The organism is Paenibacillus sp. SN-8-1 (assembly GCF_050995535.1).
Taxonomy (GTDB): domain Bacteria; phylum Bacillota; class Bacilli; order Paenibacillales; family Paenibacillaceae; genus Fontibacillus.
On the sequence record NZ_CP194782.1, the window covers coordinates 3,821,442 to 3,841,187 of the forward strand.

Here is a 19,746-nt window from a genome sequence, read left to right on the forward strand (position 1 = left end):
TTATCGTCATGACTGTGCGCATGGTTATGATCATGGTCATGACTATGATCATGACCATTACTGTGTTTGTGACTATGTCCCTCAAGATGGTCGTGACTATGCCCAATATGGCGGAATGCTTGGCGCACAGACCTTTCCTCGACCTTATAAGGAACTTCATGCTGCTCCAGCAGCTCAACGAGCAGCCGATCATACTGTACAAGCATGATATCGCCTTCAAATTGGGCAGGCACATGCCGGTTCCCGATTTGGTGAGCGATGAAGCCCATCTGACCGAGTGATTCCGGACTAATGACGATCAGCTGGTCCGGAAGAACACTTAGAACAATCAGCTGGTCATGGTCCTGATAGAGAATATCCCAGTTACGCAAATCTTTCGGTTCCCGGAGGCGGATGCCAACCTCTCTGCCGTGGTCTGTGACGACTCTTTGTATTCTTTTGACCAGATCATCACTTCGAATATATACAAGCTCAACATGCCTTGATCCGGGATCGACGGCTTCCATATTTCCTACCACCTGTTCGATTATCACGGTGATTCCTCCCTTATCTTCACAACTGTATTTAAAACAGGAAATACCGCTGCGCCATCGGCAGAATATCAGCCGGCTCACAGGTAATAAGCTCCCCGTCTACTTTCACTTCATAGGTCTGCGGGTCAACCTCAATAACCGGGGTCTCTTCATTCAGCTGCATACTCTGTTTCGTTAATTTGCGTACATTTTGAACAGGAAGAAGCGTCTTGGTAAGTCCAAGCTTTTCTCCTACTCCGGCTTCCAGCGCCGCTTTTGAGACAAATGTATAAGAAGTGCTCCGGGTCGCTTTGCCAAAGGAACCAAACATCGGCCGGTAGAATACCGGCTGCGGTGTCGGAATGGAGGCATTGGGATCCCCCATCAAGCTGTGGGCAATCATGCCGCCCTTAAGAACAAGTTCAGGCTTTACTCCAAAAAAGGCAGGGTCCCAGAGAATCAGATCTGCGTACTTGCCGATCTCAACAGAACCAACATAGCTGTCTATTCCATGAGTAATCGCCGGATTGATCGTATATTTCGCCACATATCTCCGGATTCGGAAGTTATCTGCTTCCTCATCATCTTCCGGCAGAGGCCCCCGCTGCTTCTTCATCTTGTCCGCCGTCTGCCAGGTTCTTATCACAACCTCACCTACCCGGCCCATTGCCTGCGAATCAGAACTGATTATACTGAACACACCCAGATCATGCAGAATGTCCTCTGCAGCTATCGTCTCTTTCCGGATACGTGAGTCGGCAAAAGCAATATCTTCAGGTACACTTGGATCCAGATGGTGACAGACCATCAGCATATCCAAATGCTCATCAATCGTGTTCCGTGTGTAGGGACGTGTAGGATTGGTTGAAGAAGGTAATACATTGGGGAAACTGGCCACCTTCATAATATCCGGCGCGTGTCCGCCTCCTGCTCCTTCGGTGTGATAGGTGTGAATGACCCTTCCGCCAATCGCTTCAATTGTCTCTTCGACGAATCCCCCTTCATTCAGCGTATCTGTATGAATTGCAACCTGTACATCATATCGGTCCGCAACACTAAGACAGGTATCAATCGCAGCTGCTGTCGTTCCCCAGTCCTCGTGCAGTTTAAGTCCAATGGCCCCCGCTTCAATCTGCTCGATCAAAGGGGCTTCATTCGAACAGTTCCCTTTACCCAAGAATCCGAGATTTACTGGAAAATGCTCAGCCGCCTCCAGCATCCGGTGCATATACCATTCACCAGGCGTACAGGTCGTGGCATTTGTCCCCGTAGCCGGGCCTGTTCCACCCCCAATCATGGTGGTTACACCAGAGGACAAAGCGCTGTCGATCTGCTGCGGACATATGAAGTGGATATGGGCATCGACTCCACCGGCCGTTACGATCTTGCCTTCAGCCGAAATAATCTCGGTGGATGCACCGATGTTCATCGTAACGCCGTCCATCAGCAGCGGATTACCCGCTTTGCCGATAGCGGCAATTTTACCATCCCTGACGCCGATATCCGCTTTGTAAATTCCGGTGTAATCCACAATCAGCGCATTGGTCATAACCAAATCCATCGCACCTTCAGCCCTCGTAATATGCGGATGCTGGCCCATCCCGTCCCTTATCACCTTGCCGCCCCCGAACTTCACTTCATCCCCATACACGGTCATGTCCCGCTCAACCCGCAGGAACAAGTCTGTATCAGCCAGCCTCACCCGGTCTCCCGTGGTGGGTCCGAACATATCGGCATACTGCTGCCGGGTCATTCTTAAAGTCATAACTCTCACTCCCTGCCGGCGAACCCATTTGTTTTATTGTTCAGGCCATATACTTCACGCTTACCTGCTAGCTCCACCAGTTCAACCGTTCTCGGATCCCCCGGCTCGAATCGAACGGCGCTTCCCGCAGGAACATTCAGCCTCATCCCCATTGCTTGTGCGCGGTCAAAACGAAGAGCCTTATTCACTTCATAAAAATGAAAATGGGAGCCTATCTGTACCGGGCGGTCACCCGTGTTCAGCACAGACAGACTAAGTGTTCGCCTTTCCTTATTGCACACAATCTCCTCCCGCTGAAGCCTCATTTCCCCAGGGATCATAGTCTCAAGCCTCCTATCATTCGGTTCATCTTTATTGGATGGGTTGATGCACGGTCACGAGCTTCGTTCCATCAGGAAAAGTAGCTTCCACCTGAATGTCTGTGATCATTTCCGGCACACCCTCCATGACATCCTCCCTGGTCAATATCCGGATTCCTGAGTCCATCAGTTCGGCCACGGTTCTTCCATCCCGGGCCCCTTCCATCATTTCATACGTAATCAGAGCAACTGCTTCCGGATAATTGAGCTTCAGGCCCCGATCCTTCCGCCGCCTGGCCAAATCAGCCGCGACGACAACCAGAAGCTTCTCCTGCTCCCTTGCGGACAGCTTCATTCGATCTCCCCCAAATGCTGTTTCTCAAACTGCTAAATAGCGGTGAAGCTCATCTTCATTCATCTCATCGATGGCTCCTGCTGCCACGACGGTTCCTTTGTCAATCACATATACATAATCAGCGACGCTTCTAACGAATTCGAGACTTTGCTCCACGAGCAGAATAGCAGTATCCCCTTGATTCTTAATGTTCGTAATGACATCCCGAATTTCTTGAACAATGGAAGGCTGTATTCCCTCGGTCGGCTCATCCAGCAGCAGCAGCTTGGGCCGTGATGCCAAGGCTCTGGCAAAAGCGAGCTGCTGCTGCTGACCTCCGCTCAGGTCCCCGCCCTTGCGTGTATACATGGTCTCCAGCACGGGAAACTTCGCCAGCGCTTCCTCTGGAATCCCCCGCTTTCGGCTCTCCTTGGAAGACTCAAGCCCCAGGAGCAGATTCTCATATACACTGAGCTGAGCAAAAATCTCCCGGCCCTGCGGCACATAACCGATTCCCGCTGCCGCCCGTAGACCTGGTGCCTTCCGGGTCATATCGGCATCCATGAAGCTGATTGATCCGCCGCGGGTCTTAAGAACACCCATAATGCTCTTTAACAAGGTTGTCTTACCTACCCCGTTACGCCCCATCAGGCATACCACCTGTCCAGGCCTTACTTCCAAGCTGATGTCCCTGACAATGATGCTCTCCCCATAACCGGCTTCAAGCTTGTGCACCAACAACATCGGCATCCCTCCTCTTGCCCAGATAGACTTCCGCCACACGGGCATCTGCCTGTACTTCATCCATTGAGCCTTCCATCAGCAGCTTGCCCTCATGCATAATGGTCACTTTGTCTGCGAACCGCCTAACGAAATCCATGTCATGTTCAACCACCAGCACGCAGTGTTCTTCCGAAATTCGCTCGAGCAGCTCCCCGGTCTTCTCCGTCTCGGCATCGGTCATCCCGGCGACGGGTTCATCCAGCAGAATAACAGCCGGTTCCTGAACTAACAGCATCCCGATCTCCAGCCACTGCTTCTGACCATGCGACAGCCCGCCAGCACGGCGGCCGGCATCTTCACGGAGGCTGATCGTATTCAGCATGTAATCAATCTTCCGCTGATCCTCCTTGGACCGCTTCCCGAACAAGGTGTTGAACACCCCTTTCTTCTTCTGGAGCGCAAGCGCGATATTATCCTCCACGCTTAGCTCTGTGAAGATAGAAGGCGCCTGGAACTTCCGGCCAATGCCGAGCAGGGCAATCTGGTATTCTTTTTTCTTGGTCAGATCGATCTCTCCTTGAAAAACAATACGGCCCGCCGCAGGCTTAACCTTGCCGCACATGACATCCAGCATCGTCGTCTTCCCGGCCCCGTTCGGGCCGATTAGAAAATGAACTTCATTCTTGCGAAGCTCAAGATCCATGCCATTCACGGCTTTGAAGCCATCGAACTCAATGGTAATCCCTTCTAACAATAGAACGGCTTCGTCCTTTGAACCAGACATGTTCCAGACCTCCCTTCATCCGCTGACCGAAGCGGGATACAAGACCGAATAATCCTTTTGGCAAGAAGACCACCACAATAATGAACAGAGCCCCAAGCAGGAAGGTCCAGAAATCCGGGTACGTCTCACTGAATACGCTCTTCGATGCGTTAATCAGCAGTGCCCCGGCGGCTGCTCCAATCAGTGAGCCCCGGCCTCCAATGGCAACCCACAGCACCATCTCTATAGAAGGAACAATATCCATCATGGATGGGGAGATAATGCCTACCTGTAGGACGAACATGACACCGGCCAAACCTGCAAGACCTGCCGAGATGGTGAAGACGAACATTTGATACTTGGAAGGATCATACCCTAGGAACCGCAGTCGGTTCTCCCCGTCCCGCACAGCTTGGAGCACTTTGCCGAACTGTCCGCGCACGAGCCAGCGGCACAGCAGAAAGCTTCCGATCAGAACAGCCACGGTAACGAAATACAAGGCCAGCTTTACATCCGGGGAACCCAGCGAGAAGCCCAGAACTTTCGTGAATCCGGTAAGACCGTTCGTGCCCCCTGTATATGCCTGCTGCCCAATCATTAGGGTAACCACAATAAGAACAAGCGCTTGGGTCAAAATCGTGAAATATACGCCCCGGATTCGATTGCGGAAAGTGAAGAATCCAAGAAACAGGGCCAGCAGCATCGGAAGCAGAACTGACAGCAGCAGGGCAAGGCCGAAATATCGGAACGGCTCCCAGAACCAGGGCAGCGATTCCACTCCGCTCCACTGCATAAAGTCAGGGAGTGCATCCCCTCCTGCAGCCGTCAGCTTCAAATACATCGCCATACAATAAGCGCCAATGCCGAAGAATATCCCATGCCCAAGACTCAGAATTCCGGTGTATCCCCAGATAAGGTCAAGTCCTAGAGCTACAATCGCGAAGGCAAGAAACTTCCCGAGCAGATTCAATCGAAAGTCGGATAAAAAGAGCGGAGCACATATGAGAAGGGCGACAATAACAGCGTATATAATTGTGAATACAATCCTTTTCTGTGTTGAAGCGTTTTTTAACAGCATTCGTATCCCTCCTTCCTAATCCAGGCTGCGTGTACGCATGGCTACAAGTCCGAGCGGCTTCCACTGAAGGAAGGCAACCACACAGGCGAATACAATCACTTTACCAAGAGAAGCATTCGTCAAATATTCGAAGAACGTATTGAATACTCCGATACCCAGCGCCCCCGTTACGGTTCCCAAGAGCTTGCCTACGCCTCCAAGAACTACGACCATGAATGCGTCGACGATATAATAGGTCCCGAGTGAAGGCCCGATCGGCCCAATCAAGGAGAGTGCACAGCCGGCAATACCGGCAATACCCGAACCGATTGCGAAGGTGACCGCATCCACCCGTCTTGTTGAAATGCCTAGGCACGCCGCCATCTGCCGATTCTGCATGACCGCACGCATCCTTCTGCCTGCAGCGCTTCGGTAAATGTAGAGATACATGGCCGCGAGCGTCAGAATGACAAGAGCAATAATGAAGATCCGTTTGTAAGGCAGCACCATCGTACCCAGCGTTAGGCCGCCATCCAGCCACTGCGGACTTTTCACGCCGACATTCGGAGCGCCGAAGATCGTTCGCGCAAGCTGCTGCAGAACCATGCCGACTCCCCAGGTCGCCAGCAGACTATCGAGCGGTCTTCCATATAGGAAGCGAATCAAGACGACTTCTAGCAGCAGTCCGACAAGGAATGAAACGCAGAATGCAGCCGGAATTGCCACGATGAAATAGGCACCGAACCAGTCTGCGGGGAAATAATCCGTAAAAATATTTTGCATGACATAGGCACAGTAGGCGCCAATCATAATCAACTCACCGTGCGCCATGTTGATAACATTCATCAGACCGAACGTGATGGCTAGGCCCAACGCAATCAGCAGTAGAATGGAGCTTATACTGAGCGAGTTGAATAGCTGTAACAAACCCTCCGCCATGGAGCAGTCCCTCCTTTGCACACTCTTCTTATAGAAGAGAAGGAGGCTGCGAAGAGCCTCCCTGCCTTCTTGTTATTTCTTACCGCCGCTTAAGTTTGCTGCCCAATCATAAGTTGATAAATAAGGGTCCGGCTTCACAGGCTCACCCGATTTCCACAGTTCCTTGAACTGTCCATCCGGCTGAGCTTCGCCGATCCGGGCAATTTTGTATAAATGCTGGTTATCGCCATCAATCTTCACTTTGCCTTCCGGAGCATCAAATTCGATTCCCTTAGCGGCTTCTTTCACTTTGGCCACATCCGTAGATCCCGCTTTCTCAACTGCAGCTTTCCAAAGGTAGACCGCTGTATATCCTGCTTCAATCGGATCATCCGTAACGCGGTCCTTGCCATATTTAGCTTTGTAACTTTCTACAAACTTCTTGTTGGCAGGGGAATCTACCGATTGGAAATAATTCCACGCCGTCAAATGACCAGCCAGCACATCCGCCCCGATTCCTCTTGCTTCTTCTTCCGCCACACTTACGGACATGGTTGTCAGGTCCTTGCTTGTAATTCCGGCATCCTTCAGCTGTTTGAAAAAGGCCACGTTGCTATCCCCGTTCAGCGTGTTGAAGACCACATCCGGCTTAGCCGCCTTGATCTTACTGATGATCGTGCTGTAATCCGTATAACCAAGCGGCGTGTACTCCTCACCAACCAGCTCGCCACCCTTGGCTTTAAGCTGTGCTTTGATGATCATGTTCGCCGTTCTCGGGAACACATAATCGGAACCAAGCAGGTAGAATTTCTTTCCTTTATTCTCAAGAAGCCAGTCAACCGCGGGCACAATTTGCTGATTCGTCGTTGCTCCTGTGTAGAAGATGTTCGGAGATTTCTCCATTCCTTCATACTGCACCGGATACCAGAGCAGGCCGTTTAATTCTTCGAACACAGGCAGCATGGCTTTACGGCTTGCTGAAGTCCAGCCTCCAAATACCGTTGCCACCTGATCCTTCGTCAAAAGCTTGCGTGCCTTCTCGGCAAATGTCGGCCAGTCGGAAGCTCCATCTTCAACAACAGGGATAATCTTCTTACCCAGGACCCCTCCGCTGGCATTGATCTCCTCAATCGCCATAAGTTCCGCATCCCGCACCGACACTTCACTGATCGCCATCGTTCCACTGAGTGAGTGAAGAATACCGACTTTAATGCCGTCTCCCGAAGCATCCGCGGCAGCACTTGTCGTACCGCTGTCCGCCGTCTTGCCGCCCGCACATCCTCCAAGCACCAAACACAACGATACCGCCACAGCCGCTAAACCTTTTGTACTTTTTAACCTCATTTCTCCACTCCCCCTCTTTATTTGTTATACCTGACACCAATCGTTATGTATTCATTTCACGAACGTTAGTGTTGGTGTAATTATAAATGTTCGTCATTTTCATGTCAATATACCTGACAAAAATATATTTTTATCCCTCTATTATTTAAATTTAGAGATAATCATCTTGATATTCGATTTATTATGTTATGTTACTTAACATATTTTAAAATACCTGTTATATTGTTCAAAAGCTTAATAATTTGCATTATATAACTACTACTCTAGAGAGGAAGAACAAGAATGAAAGCAACAAATCTGGGACAAATGAAATGGAAACGTTATGGATTAGGAGTAATACTGCTGCATGTAATAGGAATTGGTCTGCTGCTGTTCTCGGTAAAAGATCACCCTTCACTGCTTGGACTCAGCATTCTTGCTTATACCTTGGGCTTACGGCACGCTTTCGATGCTGACCATATCGCTGCCATAGATAATACAGTCCGAAAGCTGCTTCAGCAGGGTACCAACCCGACGGGCGTCGGTTTCTATTTCTCCCTTGGACATTCGAGTGTGGTCTGCTGCATGGCCATTATTATTGCGGTTGCAGCGAATTGGGCCGGAGCCAATCTTCCTCAAATGCAGGAAATCGGGGGAGTAATCGGGGCCTCTATATCCGGGATATTCCTGGTACTCATGGGTCTGCTCAATCTGTTCATCCTGCTTCAAATCTATCAAGTGTTCCGGGAGATGCGAGGTGCAGGCCATAATGAACAATATTTGGAGGAACTTTTGCAGTCGAGAGGAATCATGGCTAGAATCATGAAGCCGTTATTCCGGTTCGTTAACCGGAGCTGGCATGTGTATCCTATCGGTTTTCTATTCGGTCTCGGGTTCGACACGGCCAGTGAGGTAGCCCTGATGGCCCTATCTGCAGGCGCCGCCGGTAACGCAATTCCTATATCCGGAATTCTCGCCCTTCCATTTCTGTTCGCTTCCGGTATGAGTCTGATGGACACGGCCGATGGAGTATTTATGACTACCGCCTATCGCTGGGCATTTCGCACTCCACTTCGTAAGGTCTACTACAACCTGAGTGTGACCGCCATTTCCGTAGTCGCTGCCCTGTTTATTGGTCTCATTGAGCTTGCTCAGGTTCTGACACCGAAGCTTGGGATGAATGACCCCTTATCCCTCTGGATTCAGAACCTCGATCTTGGAAGCTTAGGTTATATGTTGGTAGCATTATTCTTACTGTCGTGGGTAATTTCTTACGGCATCTGGAGATATATGAGGATTGAGGAGCGCTGGAGTCCGCCTGCTCTTTGATGGGGGGCGGTCGTATCGATCCGTAGAACCAAACATCTATTACAAAACAGCAAAAAAGCCCCTTCTATCCGGCTGACGCAGAGGTCTGCCAAGGATAGGGGGCTTTTGATTATATGCTGGATTAATTACTTGCTAAGAACGTCTGTGAGAACAGGAACGATCTGGGATTTACGGGATACTACACCTTTCAGCACAGCCTTGTTGTCGTCCAGCTTCACATTGTAAGCTTTCTCAACAGCGGCAGCCTGCTTGCCGAGTGCAATACCGACTGAATCATTGTTCAGAATGTCAGTTACAACGAACAGGAACAGATCAAGACCTTTTTGCTCGATTACACTGTTCAGTGCAGCCTCTACTTCCGCTTGACGGGACAGTACATCGTTAGTGTCTACGGCATTGACTTGAGCAATTTCAACCTTGGAGCTGCCCATTTGGAACTCCTTGGAGTCAATGGTAATCAGCTGATCAATCGTCTTGTCGCTAAGATCCGCACCGGCTTTGAGCATATCAAGACCATACTTGTCCGCATCCACACCAGCAATCTCAGCAAGCTCACGGGCAGCAGCCACGTCTTGTTCAGTGCAAGTAGGCGATTTGAACAGCAAGGAGTCAGAGATAATGGCAGACAGCATAAGACCCGCGATTTCTTTCTTAATTGTCTTGCCGTTCTCCTTGTACAATTTGTTCAGAATCGTTGCTGTACAGCCAACTGGCTCTGCACGGTAGTACAAAGGACCGCTTGTCTCAAAATTGGCAATACGGTGGTGGTCGATAACTTCAACAACGCGAACCTGATCGATGTCGCTTGCACTTTGCTGACGCTCATTGTGGTCAACCAGGATCACTTCTTCAGCTTCATTCGCCACAGTCTCTACTTGGCGTGGTGCTTCCACTTTGAAGAAATCAAGCGCATACTGAGTCTCCGAGCTAACAGCTCCAAGACGCACAGCTTCAACTTCAAGGCCCAGCTGCTGCTTCAGATCAGCGTAAGCAATTGCGGAGCAGATTGTATCTGTGTCCGGATTTTTATGACCAAAAATCAAAGTTTTTCCCATTGTAAAATACCCCTTTGTTAGTTATTAGGCATCATTTTGTGCCCCAGTCTTGCATATCTATATAGATTATAGCGATAAATCCGCCTTATTCCAATGCCTTTACCCATATTACTTCACAATCTGCTTCTCCATGCATAGACTGCTCTCACAATCTACATATTCTCCGTACCTTTCAATGACCAAATACCCATGCTTTTTGTAAAAGTTAACCGCCTCCACCTGCGGCTCCCCCGTCTCCAGCCTGATTGTACGAAAGCCTCTTGTTCCGGCTTCTTCCTCCAAATGGGTGAGCAGCTGCCGGGCAATGCCCTTGTTTCGGTGTGCGGAATCTACGAAAAATCGCTTCAGCTCGGCAAATCCCTCTTCGGGATAGGGAAGAAATCCCCCGCAGCCCACCGGGGTCCCGTTCTCGTAGGCCACGGCAAAGTACCCCTTCTGGATCGACGGATCGCTGAAATCTATTTTGAAAATTTCTTCTGGAGGATATTTCGTCAGCAGATACTCATCCAGCTTCAAAATTAATGCAGCAAGATTCTCATCAGGTGGCAGCACCTGTCTTATCAGAGCTCCAGCTCCCATATTCGTCTTCCTCTCCTCTATGTATCACTCAGACTATTTATGCTCAGTATTATACATTGCTAATCTAAGTCAATCACCTACTTGACGGCTTCCACTCCCTTCACTATAATAAAAAACCAAATACAGGAAGAAGCGAGTATCAAAGACATGATTCGTTTCAAGGACTGCCCAGAGAGAGAAGTGAGTGGTGTAAGCTTCTCCTGAGACCGGAAGCGAGTTACCCCTTTGTAGCCGTGAATTGGAACCTGCCGATGCGTATGCGGTGGTATTACATTTCACCGATTAATCCCCGTTAACGGATTCTAATAAGGATCTGCATATTCATGCGGCTACGGTAGATGCCGGGCGTAATGGACTGATGCAGATTGAATTAGGGTGGAACCACGAGCTGAACGCACTCGTCCCTTTTTGGGAAGAGATGTGTTTTTTTGCGTTCAAACCTTGTTGTATCCAAAAAAGTTATTGGAGGTATCCACCATGGACAAGAAAGAAATTCAAGTATCCCTGCCGGACGGTTCGGTCCGAATCTACCCAAGTGGCATCACGGTTGAACAGATTGCTGCTTCAATCAGTCCGGGTCTTAGAAAGGCAGCCATTGCGGGAAATGTGAACGGGCGGGCGGTTGATCTATCCTGGCCAGTTAGCGAGAATAGCGGAGTGGAAATTTTAACTTTAGAGAGTCCCGCGGGACTCGAAATATACCGTCACAGCACGGCTCATCTGATGGCACAGGCGATCCGGCGCATTTATGGTTCCGAAGCGGTAAAGCTCGGAATTGGTCCGGTTATCCAGAATGGGTTCTATTACGATATCGACCTTGCGAAGCCGCTGTCTGTCCATGATCTGGAGCAGATCGAAAGCGAAATGGAGATGATCATCCGGGAGGATCTGCCGATTAAGCGCCGGGTAGTCAGCCGCGAAGAAGCCTTTCAGCTGTTCAGTGAGCTTCAGGAGCCGCTAAAGCTTGAACTTATTCATGACCTGCCTGCGGAGGCCATCATAACGCTATATGAACAAGGCGAATTTGTGGATTTGTGCCGCGGCCCTCATCTTCCGTCCACTGGCCGGATCAAGGCATTCAAGCTGCAAAGTGTAGCCGGTGCCTACTGGCGCGGAGATTCCAAGAATAAGATGCTTCAGCGGATCTACGGCACGGCTTTCCCGAAGAAGAGTCAGCTGGATGAGCATCTGCATCTGCTCGAGGAAGCGCGCAAGCGGGATCACCGCAAGCTTGGCAAAGAGCTGGAGCTGTTCATGTTCTCAGAGGAGGCTCCGGGCATGCCTTTCTATCTGCCGAACGGTATGGTCATACGGACCGAGCTTGAGAATTTCTCCCGCGAGGCCCAGCATCAGTATGACTACGATGAGGTCCGGAGTCCCTTCATGATGAACAAGATGATGTGGGAGCAATCGGGCCACTGGGATCATTACAAGGACAATATGTATTTCAGCAAGGTGGATGAGACCGAATTCGCCCTGAAGCCGATGAACTGTCCCGGTCATATGCTCATCTTCAAGAACAGCCTGCGCTCTTACCGCGAGCTCCCGATCCGGCTCGCCGAGTTCGGTCAGGTTCATCGCCACGAATTCTCCGGGGCGTTGAACGGTATGATGAGAGTTCGGACATTCTGCCAAGATGATGCGCATATCTTCGTTCGTCCAGACCAGATTGAGGATGAGATCAGTCGGGTCATCGCACAGATCGGCCATGTCTATCAAGTGTTCGGATTTGAATATAGGATTGAATTATCTACTCGTCCCGAGGACTCTATGGGTTCGGAGGAACTGTGGAATCAGGCTGAACAATCCCTGCAGAATGTACTTGTTGGAAAAGGTATAGACTACCGACTTAATGAAGGAGACGGCGCCTTCTATGGTCCGAAGATCGATTTCCACATCCTCGATGCCCTGGGGCGCAGCTGGCAGTGTGGCACCATTCAGCTGGATTTCCAAATGCCTGAGAAATTCGATCTCACTTATATTGGGGAAGATAATCTGAAGCACCGCCCTGTCGTGATCCACCGCGCTGTGTACGGCTCCATCGACCGGTTCATGGGCATACTGACTGAGCATTACAGCGGCGCCTTCCCGCTGTGGCTGGCACCGGTTCAGGCCCGGATTATACCGGTCTCCGAACCCTTCACGGATTATGCCCTCCAGGTAAAAGCTGCGCTTGCAGCAGCCGGCATCCGTGCCGAAGTGGATGTCCGCAATGAGAAGCTCGGCTACAAAATCCGCGAAGCCGGAATGAAGAAGATCCCTTATACGCTCGTTCTTGGAGAGAAAGAGCAGAACTCCGGGACGGTATCCGTGCGCCAGAGAACGGCATGTGCGATTGGGGAGACTCCGCTTGATTCTTTTATCCAGCAGATGAAAGAGGAAATTGCCTCCAGGAAATAAGCCTACAGCATAAAAATAACGGTACCTTCGCCTTCATGCGAAAGTGCCGTTATTTATGTTAACCGCAGTCCGTTAGTGTCAGCTTAGAGCTGTCAGCTTAACCTGAATGTTGAACGGATCCTTGGCGAACCATTCCCCGTTCTTCTGCTGCAATTCATTTCCGGATTCCTTAAGCCTTTGAACCACGGCCTCCACTTCGGAGAGACTAGGAAGAATGAGCTCGTAATAATCCAGACCAGCCGCATTCTCAGGAACCGGCGGGGCTCCTACGCCTGCCCACGTATTAAGACCAATATGGTGATGATAGCCCCCCGCGGAGACGAACAGAGCAGAACCTCCATAGTTAGCTACGATATCGAAGCCCAGAACCTGGCAGTAGAATTCTTCCGCTTTCTTCAGATCAGACACATGAAAATGCACATGACCGATTCGCGTACCCACCGGCAATCCAGTCCATTCCATACCTTCCGATGCGGCAAGGAGTCCGTCTATATCTACCGGATCTGTCGTCATTACATAATGACCTTGTTCATCACGCTGCCAGGTCTCCCGTGGACGGTCCGCGTAAATCTCGATACCGTTATTGTCCGGATCATTGATATAGAGCGCCTCGCTGACCAGGTGATCCCCCTGTCCTACAGGAATTTGATGCTGGATCAGGTTGCGTACGGATAGCCCCAGTGAAGTCCGATCTGGAAGAAGAATGGCGAAATGATAAAGTCCCGCCCCTGCTCTTCTTGGCAAAACATCCGCTTGATCCAGCTCCTGCAGAACCACAAGTGGATGAATACCGTCCACCGTAAGTTCTGCTGTATTTCCTTGCTGATTAAGTACCTTCAATCCTACAACTTCCTGATAAAAAGCAACTGATCGCTCAAGACCGCTTACCTTTAATTTGACGACTCCAATGTTAGTAGCTGGGTGTATTTGTGCTGTCATCTCTCTCATCCTTTCAGGTCATGTCAATTGAATACATCCGATTCGTCTATTAATCACGATTTCTTGAAAATAGAGCATCCAGCGACAAGGGCGTTGTCTCTGTAAAGACCAAATGCAGGGCAATCAAGGCAAATGCGATATCAAGCTCATACCCCGGCATTTGTCCGTTTCCGAGAAGTCCGACAGATAGCTTGGCGGTAAATATGGCACCGATCATAATGACGATCACAATCGCGGATACATACCGCGTCAAGAAGCCAAGAATAAGGGCAATTCCTACGATAAGCTCCGTATATGCGATAACATACCCCAGAGCACCGGGTAAGCCTAAGCTTTGGAACCAGCCTGAAATATTCGGAAGCCCTGTCTGGAATTTGTTGATGGAATGAGCAACGAACATGATGCCCAAAGCAATACGCAAAATAGTAGATACACTTTTGTTCATCATAATTAAATCTTCCCTTCTGACATTTTATTATTTGAATAATTAATTCATATTACTAATATCTAGGATGCGAAAAACCTTTAAAATTATTACTAATACAAATAATTATTTTGTATTAAGAATTTATCATACAAGTTGTGTTGATGTCAATCATTTATTTGATATAATAAATATATATTTAGTATTTGTAATACAAGGAGTTGCTTAACTATGGATAACATGGACATTGGCTCTAATATTCGATCAATCCGGAAAAGCAAAAAGCTGTCGATCGGACAAATATGCGAGAAAACAGGATTATCCCAAGGCTTTCTGAGCCAGGTGGAGAACAATAAAACTTCTCCTTCTATCGCCACTCTCGATAGCATTGCTGGTGCGCTGGATGTTCCTCTTGCCTTCCTGCTGCTGAAGAAGGATGAGCGTATGCATATTATCCGCAAGGAAGAGCGGCGCAAAACGATCTACGGGAAGGAAAAGTTCCAGGTTGAGCATCTTAGCGACAGAGGCAATGTTAAAATGATGCTCGTTGAAATGCCACCAGGCGCTTCAACCGAGGAAGCTCATGCGCATGCCGGTGAGGAGATTCATTTCGTCATCCAGGGTACTCTCTATGTGGAGCAAGGCGATGTCTCCGCTACCTTATATACCGGCGATGCTTTCAGCTGGAAAGCCTGCTTCCCTCATTATGTGAAGAACATAGGGGATGAGCCTGCGATTGTGCTAATTTCGGTGCACCGAGATGGGGGCAGTGAAGATTAGGAAATAGTGAGCATAGTGAGGACACTTTATGAGTACACTGAGAGCACTGATGGTCGCTGCGCTGCCAGATCGCCTTTCGATCGCTGTTATCCCCGGATTCTTTGAATTGGCTAGGTTGGTATGAATCCGGGGATAGCGTATGCTTCCGAGGTAGCTTTCTTTCAGAAAGCTTTTAGGCGAGCGCTCCGCTTCTACAGGCGATTCCGGCCGTTCAGCTGGGTCTGTGCTCAAGGTGGTACGATCCCTAACCTCACTTAGGTTTGGATAGCAGTAAGAAGGCTGACCTTTAATAAGGGTCAGCCTTCTTTAGTTAAGTTACTGTTCTGTCTTGTTGTTTGGTTCTTTGTACTTTTTTGTTCTGTTCTCTTTGTTCTGCTCCTTGTGCTTTGCCCTTTGTGTTCTCTTGTTCTCTGCATTGAGCTTTATGTCTTGTTGTTCTGTTCCCGTGTTCTGTCTTAGTTTGGACTATGCATTATGTTGGAGCTTGGGCAGTTGCGGACATCCTCGTCATTAATGAATATCAGATTCTTAGTCACCGAACCTTACTAACGTACTTTAAAAAGTGGTGTAAATCAAAGAAAAGCCGTGGTTGGCATTTGGCCAAAATCACGGCTTTTCTTCAATTGCTTCACGAAGCGAATTAGACGCTTATGGGCAGTTATTTATCCTTTTTATAAAAACGTTCACCTGTAACAGGATTATAATACACTCTTGTTTTTTCACCCGTTACGGGGTCGATATTTATTTCTTCTGTCGACTGATAACCATTGGGGACTTTCACACCGTGATTGCGATTAAACCGTTTGTCATAAATAAAATACCCAAGCAATATGCATACGAAGAGTATTATACCTTCTAAAATATAATAACCTATGACGAATTTCATTTAAATCGACTCCACCACAACAGCAGTTCCGTATGATACAATTTCACTCATATTATTACCGATTTCCCCAGAGTCAAACCTCATCATAACGATTGCATTCGCACCCATTTGATTAGCATTTTTTATCATACGGTCCAAAGCTTCTTTTCTCGAATCTTCCAACATAGCTGTATATTGTTTGATTTCTCCACCTACCAAGGATTTTAATCCTGCCATAATGTCACCGCCGATGCCTCTACTTCTTACAATTAGACCAAATACGGGTCCCTTTACCTCGACAATTTTGTAGCCTTCAACTTTTTCTGTAGTAACAACTAACACATTTACCGCCTCCAGCAAGCTTACTTTAGTATTTTAAAACTTCACTTGTTATTTTCTATATTTTTTATATCGTAAGAATCCATTCTTTTTTATTGTAGTATCTCACCATAAACTGAAGGAGTAAACAAATGATTTAATGGCTATATACCAATAAAAGAAGACCTACCCGCTTTTGCGAATAGGTCATCAATTTTAATTTATAGAAGACTGTCTTTTTCCCCTCATTATATGAGTGAATTGATAAGATAAATAGCTAATAAAACAAAAACAGAAGCAAATGCTATTTTATAAATAGCTTGGAGAGGTTTGTTGTCTTTCTTCTTTATCCAATAAAGAATCAGATAACCGATAGATAACAATATTATGAATATCGCTAGTATCGTAGATAATGTAGGTGACATCGCTTATTCTCCTTGCAATTGAAGTACTAGCTGATTATCAATACCATCATATGATAACTGTTGCGCCTTCGCGCATTGTGCAAAAAAACCAGGGGCAATAATCATTAGCCTGGGGAGTCAATATTCCACCACCGTTTACATAATTAATAACCCCTGTAAGATGCAATAGTTGGGATTTTTATTTTTATTTAGAACCTGCATATATCTATGCGCGAAGCATAGATAAAAGAATCATTTGATACCGGCTTTTACTCAGGCTTGGTATTCAAAGGCTTAAGATTCGCCTCGATCTGAGCGCGCTGGGGCTCAAGGAATGGCGGGAGGGCGAGGGATTCACCCAAGTGCTCCATTTCCTCATCCGTGGCGAAACCAGGTCCGTCCGTAGCGAATTCGAACAGAATGCCGTTCGGCTCTCTGAAGTACAGCGAATGGAAGTAGAAGCGGTCAACATAACCGGAGTTCGGAAAACGTCCTTCGCTGATTTTGGAGATCCAGGCATGAAGTTCCTCATCGTTGTCCACCCGGAAGGCCACATGATGTACTCCGCCCCGGCCGAGCCGTTCGCGGGAAAGATCATTCCTCTCCTCAATATGCACCTCTGCTCCGCTGCCGCCTTCGCCTGTCTCAAATACGAGAATGTCAGGCTGGCCAGCTACATCGGCTGGATATCTTCCTTTGGCACGGAATCCAAGCAAGTCCTGGAGTACGGCAATCGTCGGCTGCGGCTCTTGAACTGTCAGCTTAACCGGGCCTAAGCCTACAATTCCGTAGGCCTTCGGGACAGGGCTTTTCACCCATGGATTACCGCCCGCAACACCGTGATTGTTCTCATCGGATACCAGAATGAAACGCTGACCCTCCCCATCCCTGAACGCCAGTCCAGAGCGGCCGGCTACCTGCTTAATCTCATCATGCTCCACGCCGAATTGATCAAGCCGATCCTTCCAGTACACAAGCGCCTCATCACTAGGGACGCGCAGGGACAGAGCCGATATACTGCTGACTCCTTCACGATTGCGCCCGGCCATTGGAATCTCGAAGAAGGTTAGCTCTGTGCCCGGGCTCCCCTCTTCATCTCCGTAAAATAGATGATATACGCCGGTATCATCCTGATTGACTGTTTTCTTAATAAGACGAAGTCCAAGCACTTCGGTATAGAATTTAAAATTCTCTGCTGCGTGAGCTGTTATGGCAGAAACATGGTGTATACCTTTGAGTTCCATAACTGCACCTCCGATTTTTATATGATAAAGTTGTTAGGTTTATTATATACTAAAAATAAGTAATTTACAAAATGTAAGTTACTGAGCATTGAAGAAAGATAACTAGTTCCCGCCTAGTTATCTTGTCAGTGAATGGATGAAAATATCCTGCAAGTTCAATCCATAAAATTCATACAATTCTTGAACTAGCGGATATGCTTTATTTGTGTAATCATCCTGTCCGCAGCCTTCCTTATCCGACTTCGGCCATCAGGCTGCAGCTCAATGTGCAGCAACGAAGCAATAACCTCGGCTGTCTGTGGAACCGTAAGGTGATCGGTGTGCACATGCTCCGCGAAGACTTCAAGTGCCAAATCACGAACGCATCTATCGATCTGTTGAGCCGCCCAGGAACCTTTGCCCTCAAAGCGGCTCCTCAGTCTGCGTATAAGCGTGTCCTTAGTTACAGTTAAGGTGAAATGGCGCAGGCTCAGGCCATCACGTCTTAACTGCCCAACGATCTCATCCCAATACTCAGGATTTGTTATGGTCATCGGAACGATAATTGTTCCCTCATACTTGGAAGTAATGTAGGTCAGCATCTCATAATTAAATGTCCGCCACAATGAATGCTCTTGGAAATCACTCCTGGCAACCTCTATAGGTATATTATCTCGAATATAATAGCCCGCATTCTCTGGATCGAACACGAACGAGTTCGGTATTCGCCGGTGCAGCTCGTAGGCTGTCTGTGTCTTTCCAGCTCCAAATGCTCCGTTTAGCCAAATAATCATTGCCTTTACTCCTTCCTTCTACTTGCCTTCTGCCCCCAAATAAAAAAACAACTCAAAAGATCGAGTTGTTAGAATTATAATATAATCATTTCTTTATGGTTTGCTTCTTCGGCGGCACAATTCTCGCATACTGGATCATTTTCCGAAACATCCGTTTATCCTTAAGCGCGTTGAAAATGTACTTATCCGGCCGGCTATTTACCTCGATGATCCAGGGTTTGTGATCTTTATCCATCCCTATATCCACTCCATAAGCCCGAAAACTTGGGAAGATGCCGCTAAGATGGCTGCTTACCCGAATACCGAGCCGATTCAGCCGATCGATATAACTGCTAATCTCCGCCTTGGACATTAAAGGGGCAAGCAGCTCTTCAATCGGCTTGGGCTGACCGCCATTATGGTAGTTCGTTACGACTTTGTTAGGCTGTGCTACCCGCCCCACAATACCGGTGACCTCCCACTTATTCTGCGGATTCCGCTGGACCATCACACGCAGATCGAACGGTCTGCCATGATATTGAAGCAGCGGGATTCCTTTTTGGACCAAGTAAAATCTGCGTCCCTTGCCCTTCTCGAATGCAGCATAAGCAGCATCTAACGTCTTGAACGTGCGGCTCTGAGTCCCGCTCTGCAGCCGGTAACCTTCAGGCGTATGAGACATCCTGTAGATTCCATATCCCCCAGTCCCAAGACTGGGCTTGAGGTAGACCGTGCGGTACTGCTGCACCATTCCTCGCACATCCTTTTTCGTTGCAGGAGCAGTCGGGGGCAAGTATTTGGCCAGCTCCTTATCATTACGCATCGCCCGGTATTTGCCAAACTTATTGTTCCAGTACACCCAGGATCACCTCATTATCTAACATCATTTCAAATTAGATATATGCGCGATCCTCTTTCGTGGATTGGATATTATAAGTTAACCCGTGAATATACGTCTTTGGG

At 48.4% G+C, this 19,746-nt stretch carries 20 protein-coding genes and 1 pseudogene; 3 read left to right on the forward strand and 18 right to left on the reverse strand.

From position 1 onward, the window contains the following. Positions 1-89: 89 nt before the first annotated feature. The 9 genes and pseudogenes from ACRRNK_RS18770 to urtA all read right to left on the reverse strand — a co-directional run. A pseudogene (locus ACRRNK_RS18770) lies at positions 90-533 on the reverse strand (urease accessory protein UreE); the annotation flags it as partial. 31 nt (positions 534-564) lie between these two features. Next, positions 565-2,277, reverse strand: a complete 1,713-nt coding sequence (gene ureC / locus ACRRNK_RS18775) for an urease subunit alpha (protein WP_433944167.1) — start codon at positions 2,275-2,277, stop codon at positions 565-567. 5 nt (positions 2,278-2,282) lie between these two features. Further along, a complete protein-coding gene (locus ACRRNK_RS18780) occupies positions 2,283-2,597 on the reverse strand; it encodes an urease subunit beta (protein WP_433944168.1) in 315 nt (104 codons plus the stop codon). Between the two features lie 31 nt (positions 2,598-2,628). Continuing rightward, positions 2,629-2,931, reverse strand: coding sequence for an urease subunit gamma (locus ACRRNK_RS18785; RefSeq protein ID WP_433944169.1), 303 nt, complete (start codon positions 2,929-2,931; stop codon positions 2,629-2,631). A gap of 24 nt (positions 2,932-2,955) precedes the next feature. Beyond that, complete coding sequence (gene urtE / locus ACRRNK_RS18790; RefSeq protein ID WP_433944170.1) at positions 2,956-3,654, reverse strand: urea ABC transporter ATP-binding subunit UrtE; 699 nt, start codon at positions 3,652-3,654, stop codon at positions 2,956-2,958. Continuing rightward, entirely contained in the window at positions 3,632-4,417 is a 786-nt protein-coding gene (gene urtD, locus ACRRNK_RS18795; protein WP_433944171.1) for an urea ABC transporter ATP-binding protein UrtD, read from the reverse strand. The genes urtE and urtD overlap by 23 nt, the downstream gene beginning before the upstream one ends. Next, positions 4,365-5,474, reverse strand: coding sequence for an urea ABC transporter permease subunit UrtC (gene urtC, locus ACRRNK_RS18800; RefSeq protein ID WP_433944172.1), 1,110 nt, complete (start codon positions 5,472-5,474; stop codon positions 4,365-4,367). The genes urtD and urtC overlap by 53 nt, the downstream gene beginning before the upstream one ends. A 15-nt stretch (positions 5,475-5,489) precedes the next feature. Continuing rightward, positions 5,490-6,392, reverse strand: a complete 903-nt coding sequence (urtB, locus tag ACRRNK_RS18805; protein ID WP_433944173.1) for an urea ABC transporter permease subunit UrtB — start codon at positions 6,390-6,392, stop codon at positions 5,490-5,492. Positions 6,393-6,464: 72 nt separating this feature from the next. After that, positions 6,465-7,715: an urea ABC transporter substrate-binding protein gene (gene urtA, locus ACRRNK_RS18810; RefSeq protein ID WP_433944174.1), complete on the reverse strand. Its 1,251-nt coding sequence runs from the start codon at positions 7,713-7,715 to the stop codon at positions 6,465-6,467. Between the two features lie 282 nt (positions 7,716-7,997). Between urtA and ACRRNK_RS18815 the strand changes: the two genes are divergently transcribed. Further along, positions 7,998-9,023, forward strand: coding sequence for a HoxN/HupN/NixA family nickel/cobalt transporter (locus ACRRNK_RS18815; RefSeq protein ID WP_433944175.1), 1,026 nt, complete (start codon positions 7,998-8,000; stop codon positions 9,021-9,023). 125 nt (positions 9,024-9,148) lie between these two features. Here ACRRNK_RS18815 and ACRRNK_RS18820 read toward each other — a convergent pair whose 3' ends face one another. Both ACRRNK_RS18820 and ACRRNK_RS18825 read right to left on the reverse strand, forming a co-directional pair. Continuing rightward, a complete protein-coding gene (locus ACRRNK_RS18820) occupies positions 9,149-10,078 on the reverse strand; it encodes a manganese-dependent inorganic pyrophosphatase (RefSeq protein ID WP_433944176.1) in 930 nt (309 codons plus the stop codon). Positions 10,079-10,186: 108 nt separating this feature from the next. Continuing rightward, positions 10,187-10,657, reverse strand: a complete 471-nt coding sequence (locus tag ACRRNK_RS18825) for a GNAT family N-acetyltransferase (RefSeq protein ID WP_433944177.1) — start codon at positions 10,655-10,657, stop codon at positions 10,187-10,189. A 477-nt stretch (positions 10,658-11,134) separates the two neighbouring features. Between ACRRNK_RS18825 and thrS the strand changes: the two genes are divergently transcribed. Beyond that, positions 11,135-13,057: a threonine--tRNA ligase gene (thrS, locus tag ACRRNK_RS18830; protein WP_433944178.1), complete on the forward strand. Its 1,923-nt coding sequence runs from the start codon at positions 11,135-11,137 to the stop codon at positions 13,055-13,057. Between the two features lie 78 nt (positions 13,058-13,135). Here the strand turns inward: thrS and ACRRNK_RS18835 are convergent, their stop codons facing one another. Next, positions 13,136-13,996: a VOC family protein gene (locus ACRRNK_RS18835; RefSeq protein WP_433944179.1), complete on the reverse strand. Its 861-nt coding sequence runs from the start codon at positions 13,994-13,996 to the stop codon at positions 13,136-13,138. 49 nt (positions 13,997-14,045) lie between these two features. Then, complete coding sequence (locus tag ACRRNK_RS18840; protein ID WP_433946949.1) at positions 14,046-14,441, reverse strand: DoxX family protein; 396 nt, start codon at positions 14,439-14,441, stop codon at positions 14,046-14,048. A 219-nt stretch (positions 14,442-14,660) separates the two neighbouring features. On the opposite strand from ACRRNK_RS18840, the gene ACRRNK_RS18845 reads away from it, so the two are divergent. Further along, positions 14,661-15,200, forward strand: a complete 540-nt coding sequence (locus tag ACRRNK_RS18845; protein ID WP_433946950.1) for a helix-turn-helix domain-containing protein — start codon at positions 14,661-14,663, stop codon at positions 15,198-15,200. 658 nt (positions 15,201-15,858) lie between these two features. Here the strand turns inward: ACRRNK_RS18845 and ACRRNK_RS18850 are convergent. From ACRRNK_RS18850 to ACRRNK_RS18870, 5 genes are all read right to left on the reverse strand, one after another. Next, a complete protein-coding gene (locus ACRRNK_RS18850) occupies positions 15,859-16,086 on the reverse strand; it encodes a hypothetical protein (RefSeq protein ID WP_433944180.1) in 228 nt (75 codons plus the stop codon). Then, entirely contained in the window at positions 16,087-16,407 is a 321-nt protein-coding gene (locus tag ACRRNK_RS18855) for a YbjQ family protein (RefSeq protein WP_433944181.1), read from the reverse strand. A 649-nt stretch (positions 16,408-17,056) separates the two neighbouring features. Then, positions 17,057-18,031, reverse strand: coding sequence for a ring-cleaving dioxygenase (locus ACRRNK_RS18860; protein ID WP_433944182.1), 975 nt, complete (start codon positions 18,029-18,031; stop codon positions 17,057-17,059). Positions 18,032-18,216: 185 nt separating this feature from the next. Next, the gene (locus ACRRNK_RS18865; protein WP_433944183.1) at positions 18,217-18,804 is read right to left on the reverse strand and encodes an AAA family ATPase; all 588 of its coding nucleotides are present in this window, start codon (positions 18,802-18,804) and stop codon (positions 18,217-18,219) included. An 85-nt stretch (positions 18,805-18,889) separates the two neighbouring features. After that, positions 18,890-19,642 carry a YheC/YheD family protein gene (locus ACRRNK_RS18870; protein ID WP_433944184.1) on the reverse strand — a complete coding sequence of 251 codons (753 nt, stop codon included), beginning with the start codon at positions 19,640-19,642 and terminating at the stop codon, positions 18,890-18,892. Positions 19,643-19,746: the final 104 nt, after the last annotated feature.

Bases quoted from the DNA above. Each gene is read 5' to 3' on its own strand.
- ureC (WP_433944167.1), bottom strand. From the start codon at position 2,277: ATGACTTTAAGAATGACCCGGCAGCAGTATGCCGATATGTTCGGACCC.
- ACRRNK_RS18780 (WP_433944168.1), bottom strand. From the start codon at position 2,597: ATGATCCCTGGGGAAATGAGGCTTCAGCGGGAGGAGATTGTGTGCAAT.
- ACRRNK_RS18785 (WP_433944169.1), bottom strand. From the start codon at position 2,931: ATGAAGCTGTCCGCAAGGGAGCAGGAGAAGCTTCTGGTTGTCGTCGCG.
- urtE (WP_433944170.1), bottom strand. From the start codon at position 3,654: ATGTTGTTGGTGCACAAGCTTGAAGCCGGTTATGGGGAGAGCATCATT.
- urtD (WP_433944171.1), bottom strand. From the start codon at position 4,417: ATGTCTGGTTCAAAGGACGAAGCCGTTCTATTGTTAGAAGGGATTACC.
- urtC (WP_433944172.1), bottom strand. From the start codon at position 5,474: ATGCTGTTAAAAAACGCTTCAACACAGAAAAGGATTGTATTCACAATT.
- urtB (WP_433944173.1), bottom strand. From the start codon at position 6,392: ATGGCGGAGGGTTTGTTACAGCTATTCAACTCGCTCAGTATAAGCTCC.
- urtA (WP_433944174.1), bottom strand. From the start codon at position 7,715: ATGAGGTTAAAAAGTACAAAAGGTTTAGCGGCTGTGGCGGTATCGTTG.
- ACRRNK_RS18815 (WP_433944175.1), top strand. From the start codon at position 7,998: ATGAAAGCAACAAATCTGGGACAAATGAAATGGAAACGTTATGGATTA.
- ACRRNK_RS18820 (WP_433944176.1), bottom strand. From the start codon at position 10,078: ATGGGAAAAACTTTGATTTTTGGTCATAAAAATCCGGACACAGATACA.
- ACRRNK_RS18825 (WP_433944177.1), bottom strand. From the start codon at position 10,657: ATGGGAGCTGGAGCTCTGATAAGACAGGTGCTGCCACCTGATGAGAAT.
- thrS (WP_433944178.1), top strand. From the start codon at position 11,135: ATGGACAAGAAAGAAATTCAAGTATCCCTGCCGGACGGTTCGGTCCGA.
- ACRRNK_RS18835 (WP_433944179.1), bottom strand. From the start codon at position 13,996: ATGACAGCACAAATACACCCAGCTACTAACATTGGAGTCGTCAAATTA.
- ACRRNK_RS18840 (WP_433946949.1), bottom strand. From the start codon at position 14,441: ATGAACAAAAGTGTATCTACTATTTTGCGTATTGCTTTGGGCATCATG.
- ACRRNK_RS18845 (WP_433946950.1), top strand. From the start codon at position 14,661: ATGGACATTGGCTCTAATATTCGATCAATCCGGAAAAGCAAAAAGCTG.
- ACRRNK_RS18850 (WP_433944180.1), bottom strand. From the start codon at position 16,086: ATGAAATTCGTCATAGGTTATTATATTTTAGAAGGTATAATACTCTTC.
- ACRRNK_RS18860 (WP_433944182.1), bottom strand. From the start codon at position 18,031: ATGGAACTCAAAGGTATACACCATGTTTCTGCCATAACAGCTCACGCA.
- ACRRNK_RS18865 (WP_433944183.1), bottom strand. From the start codon at position 18,804: ATGATTATTTGGCTAAACGGAGCATTTGGAGCTGGAAAGACACAGACA.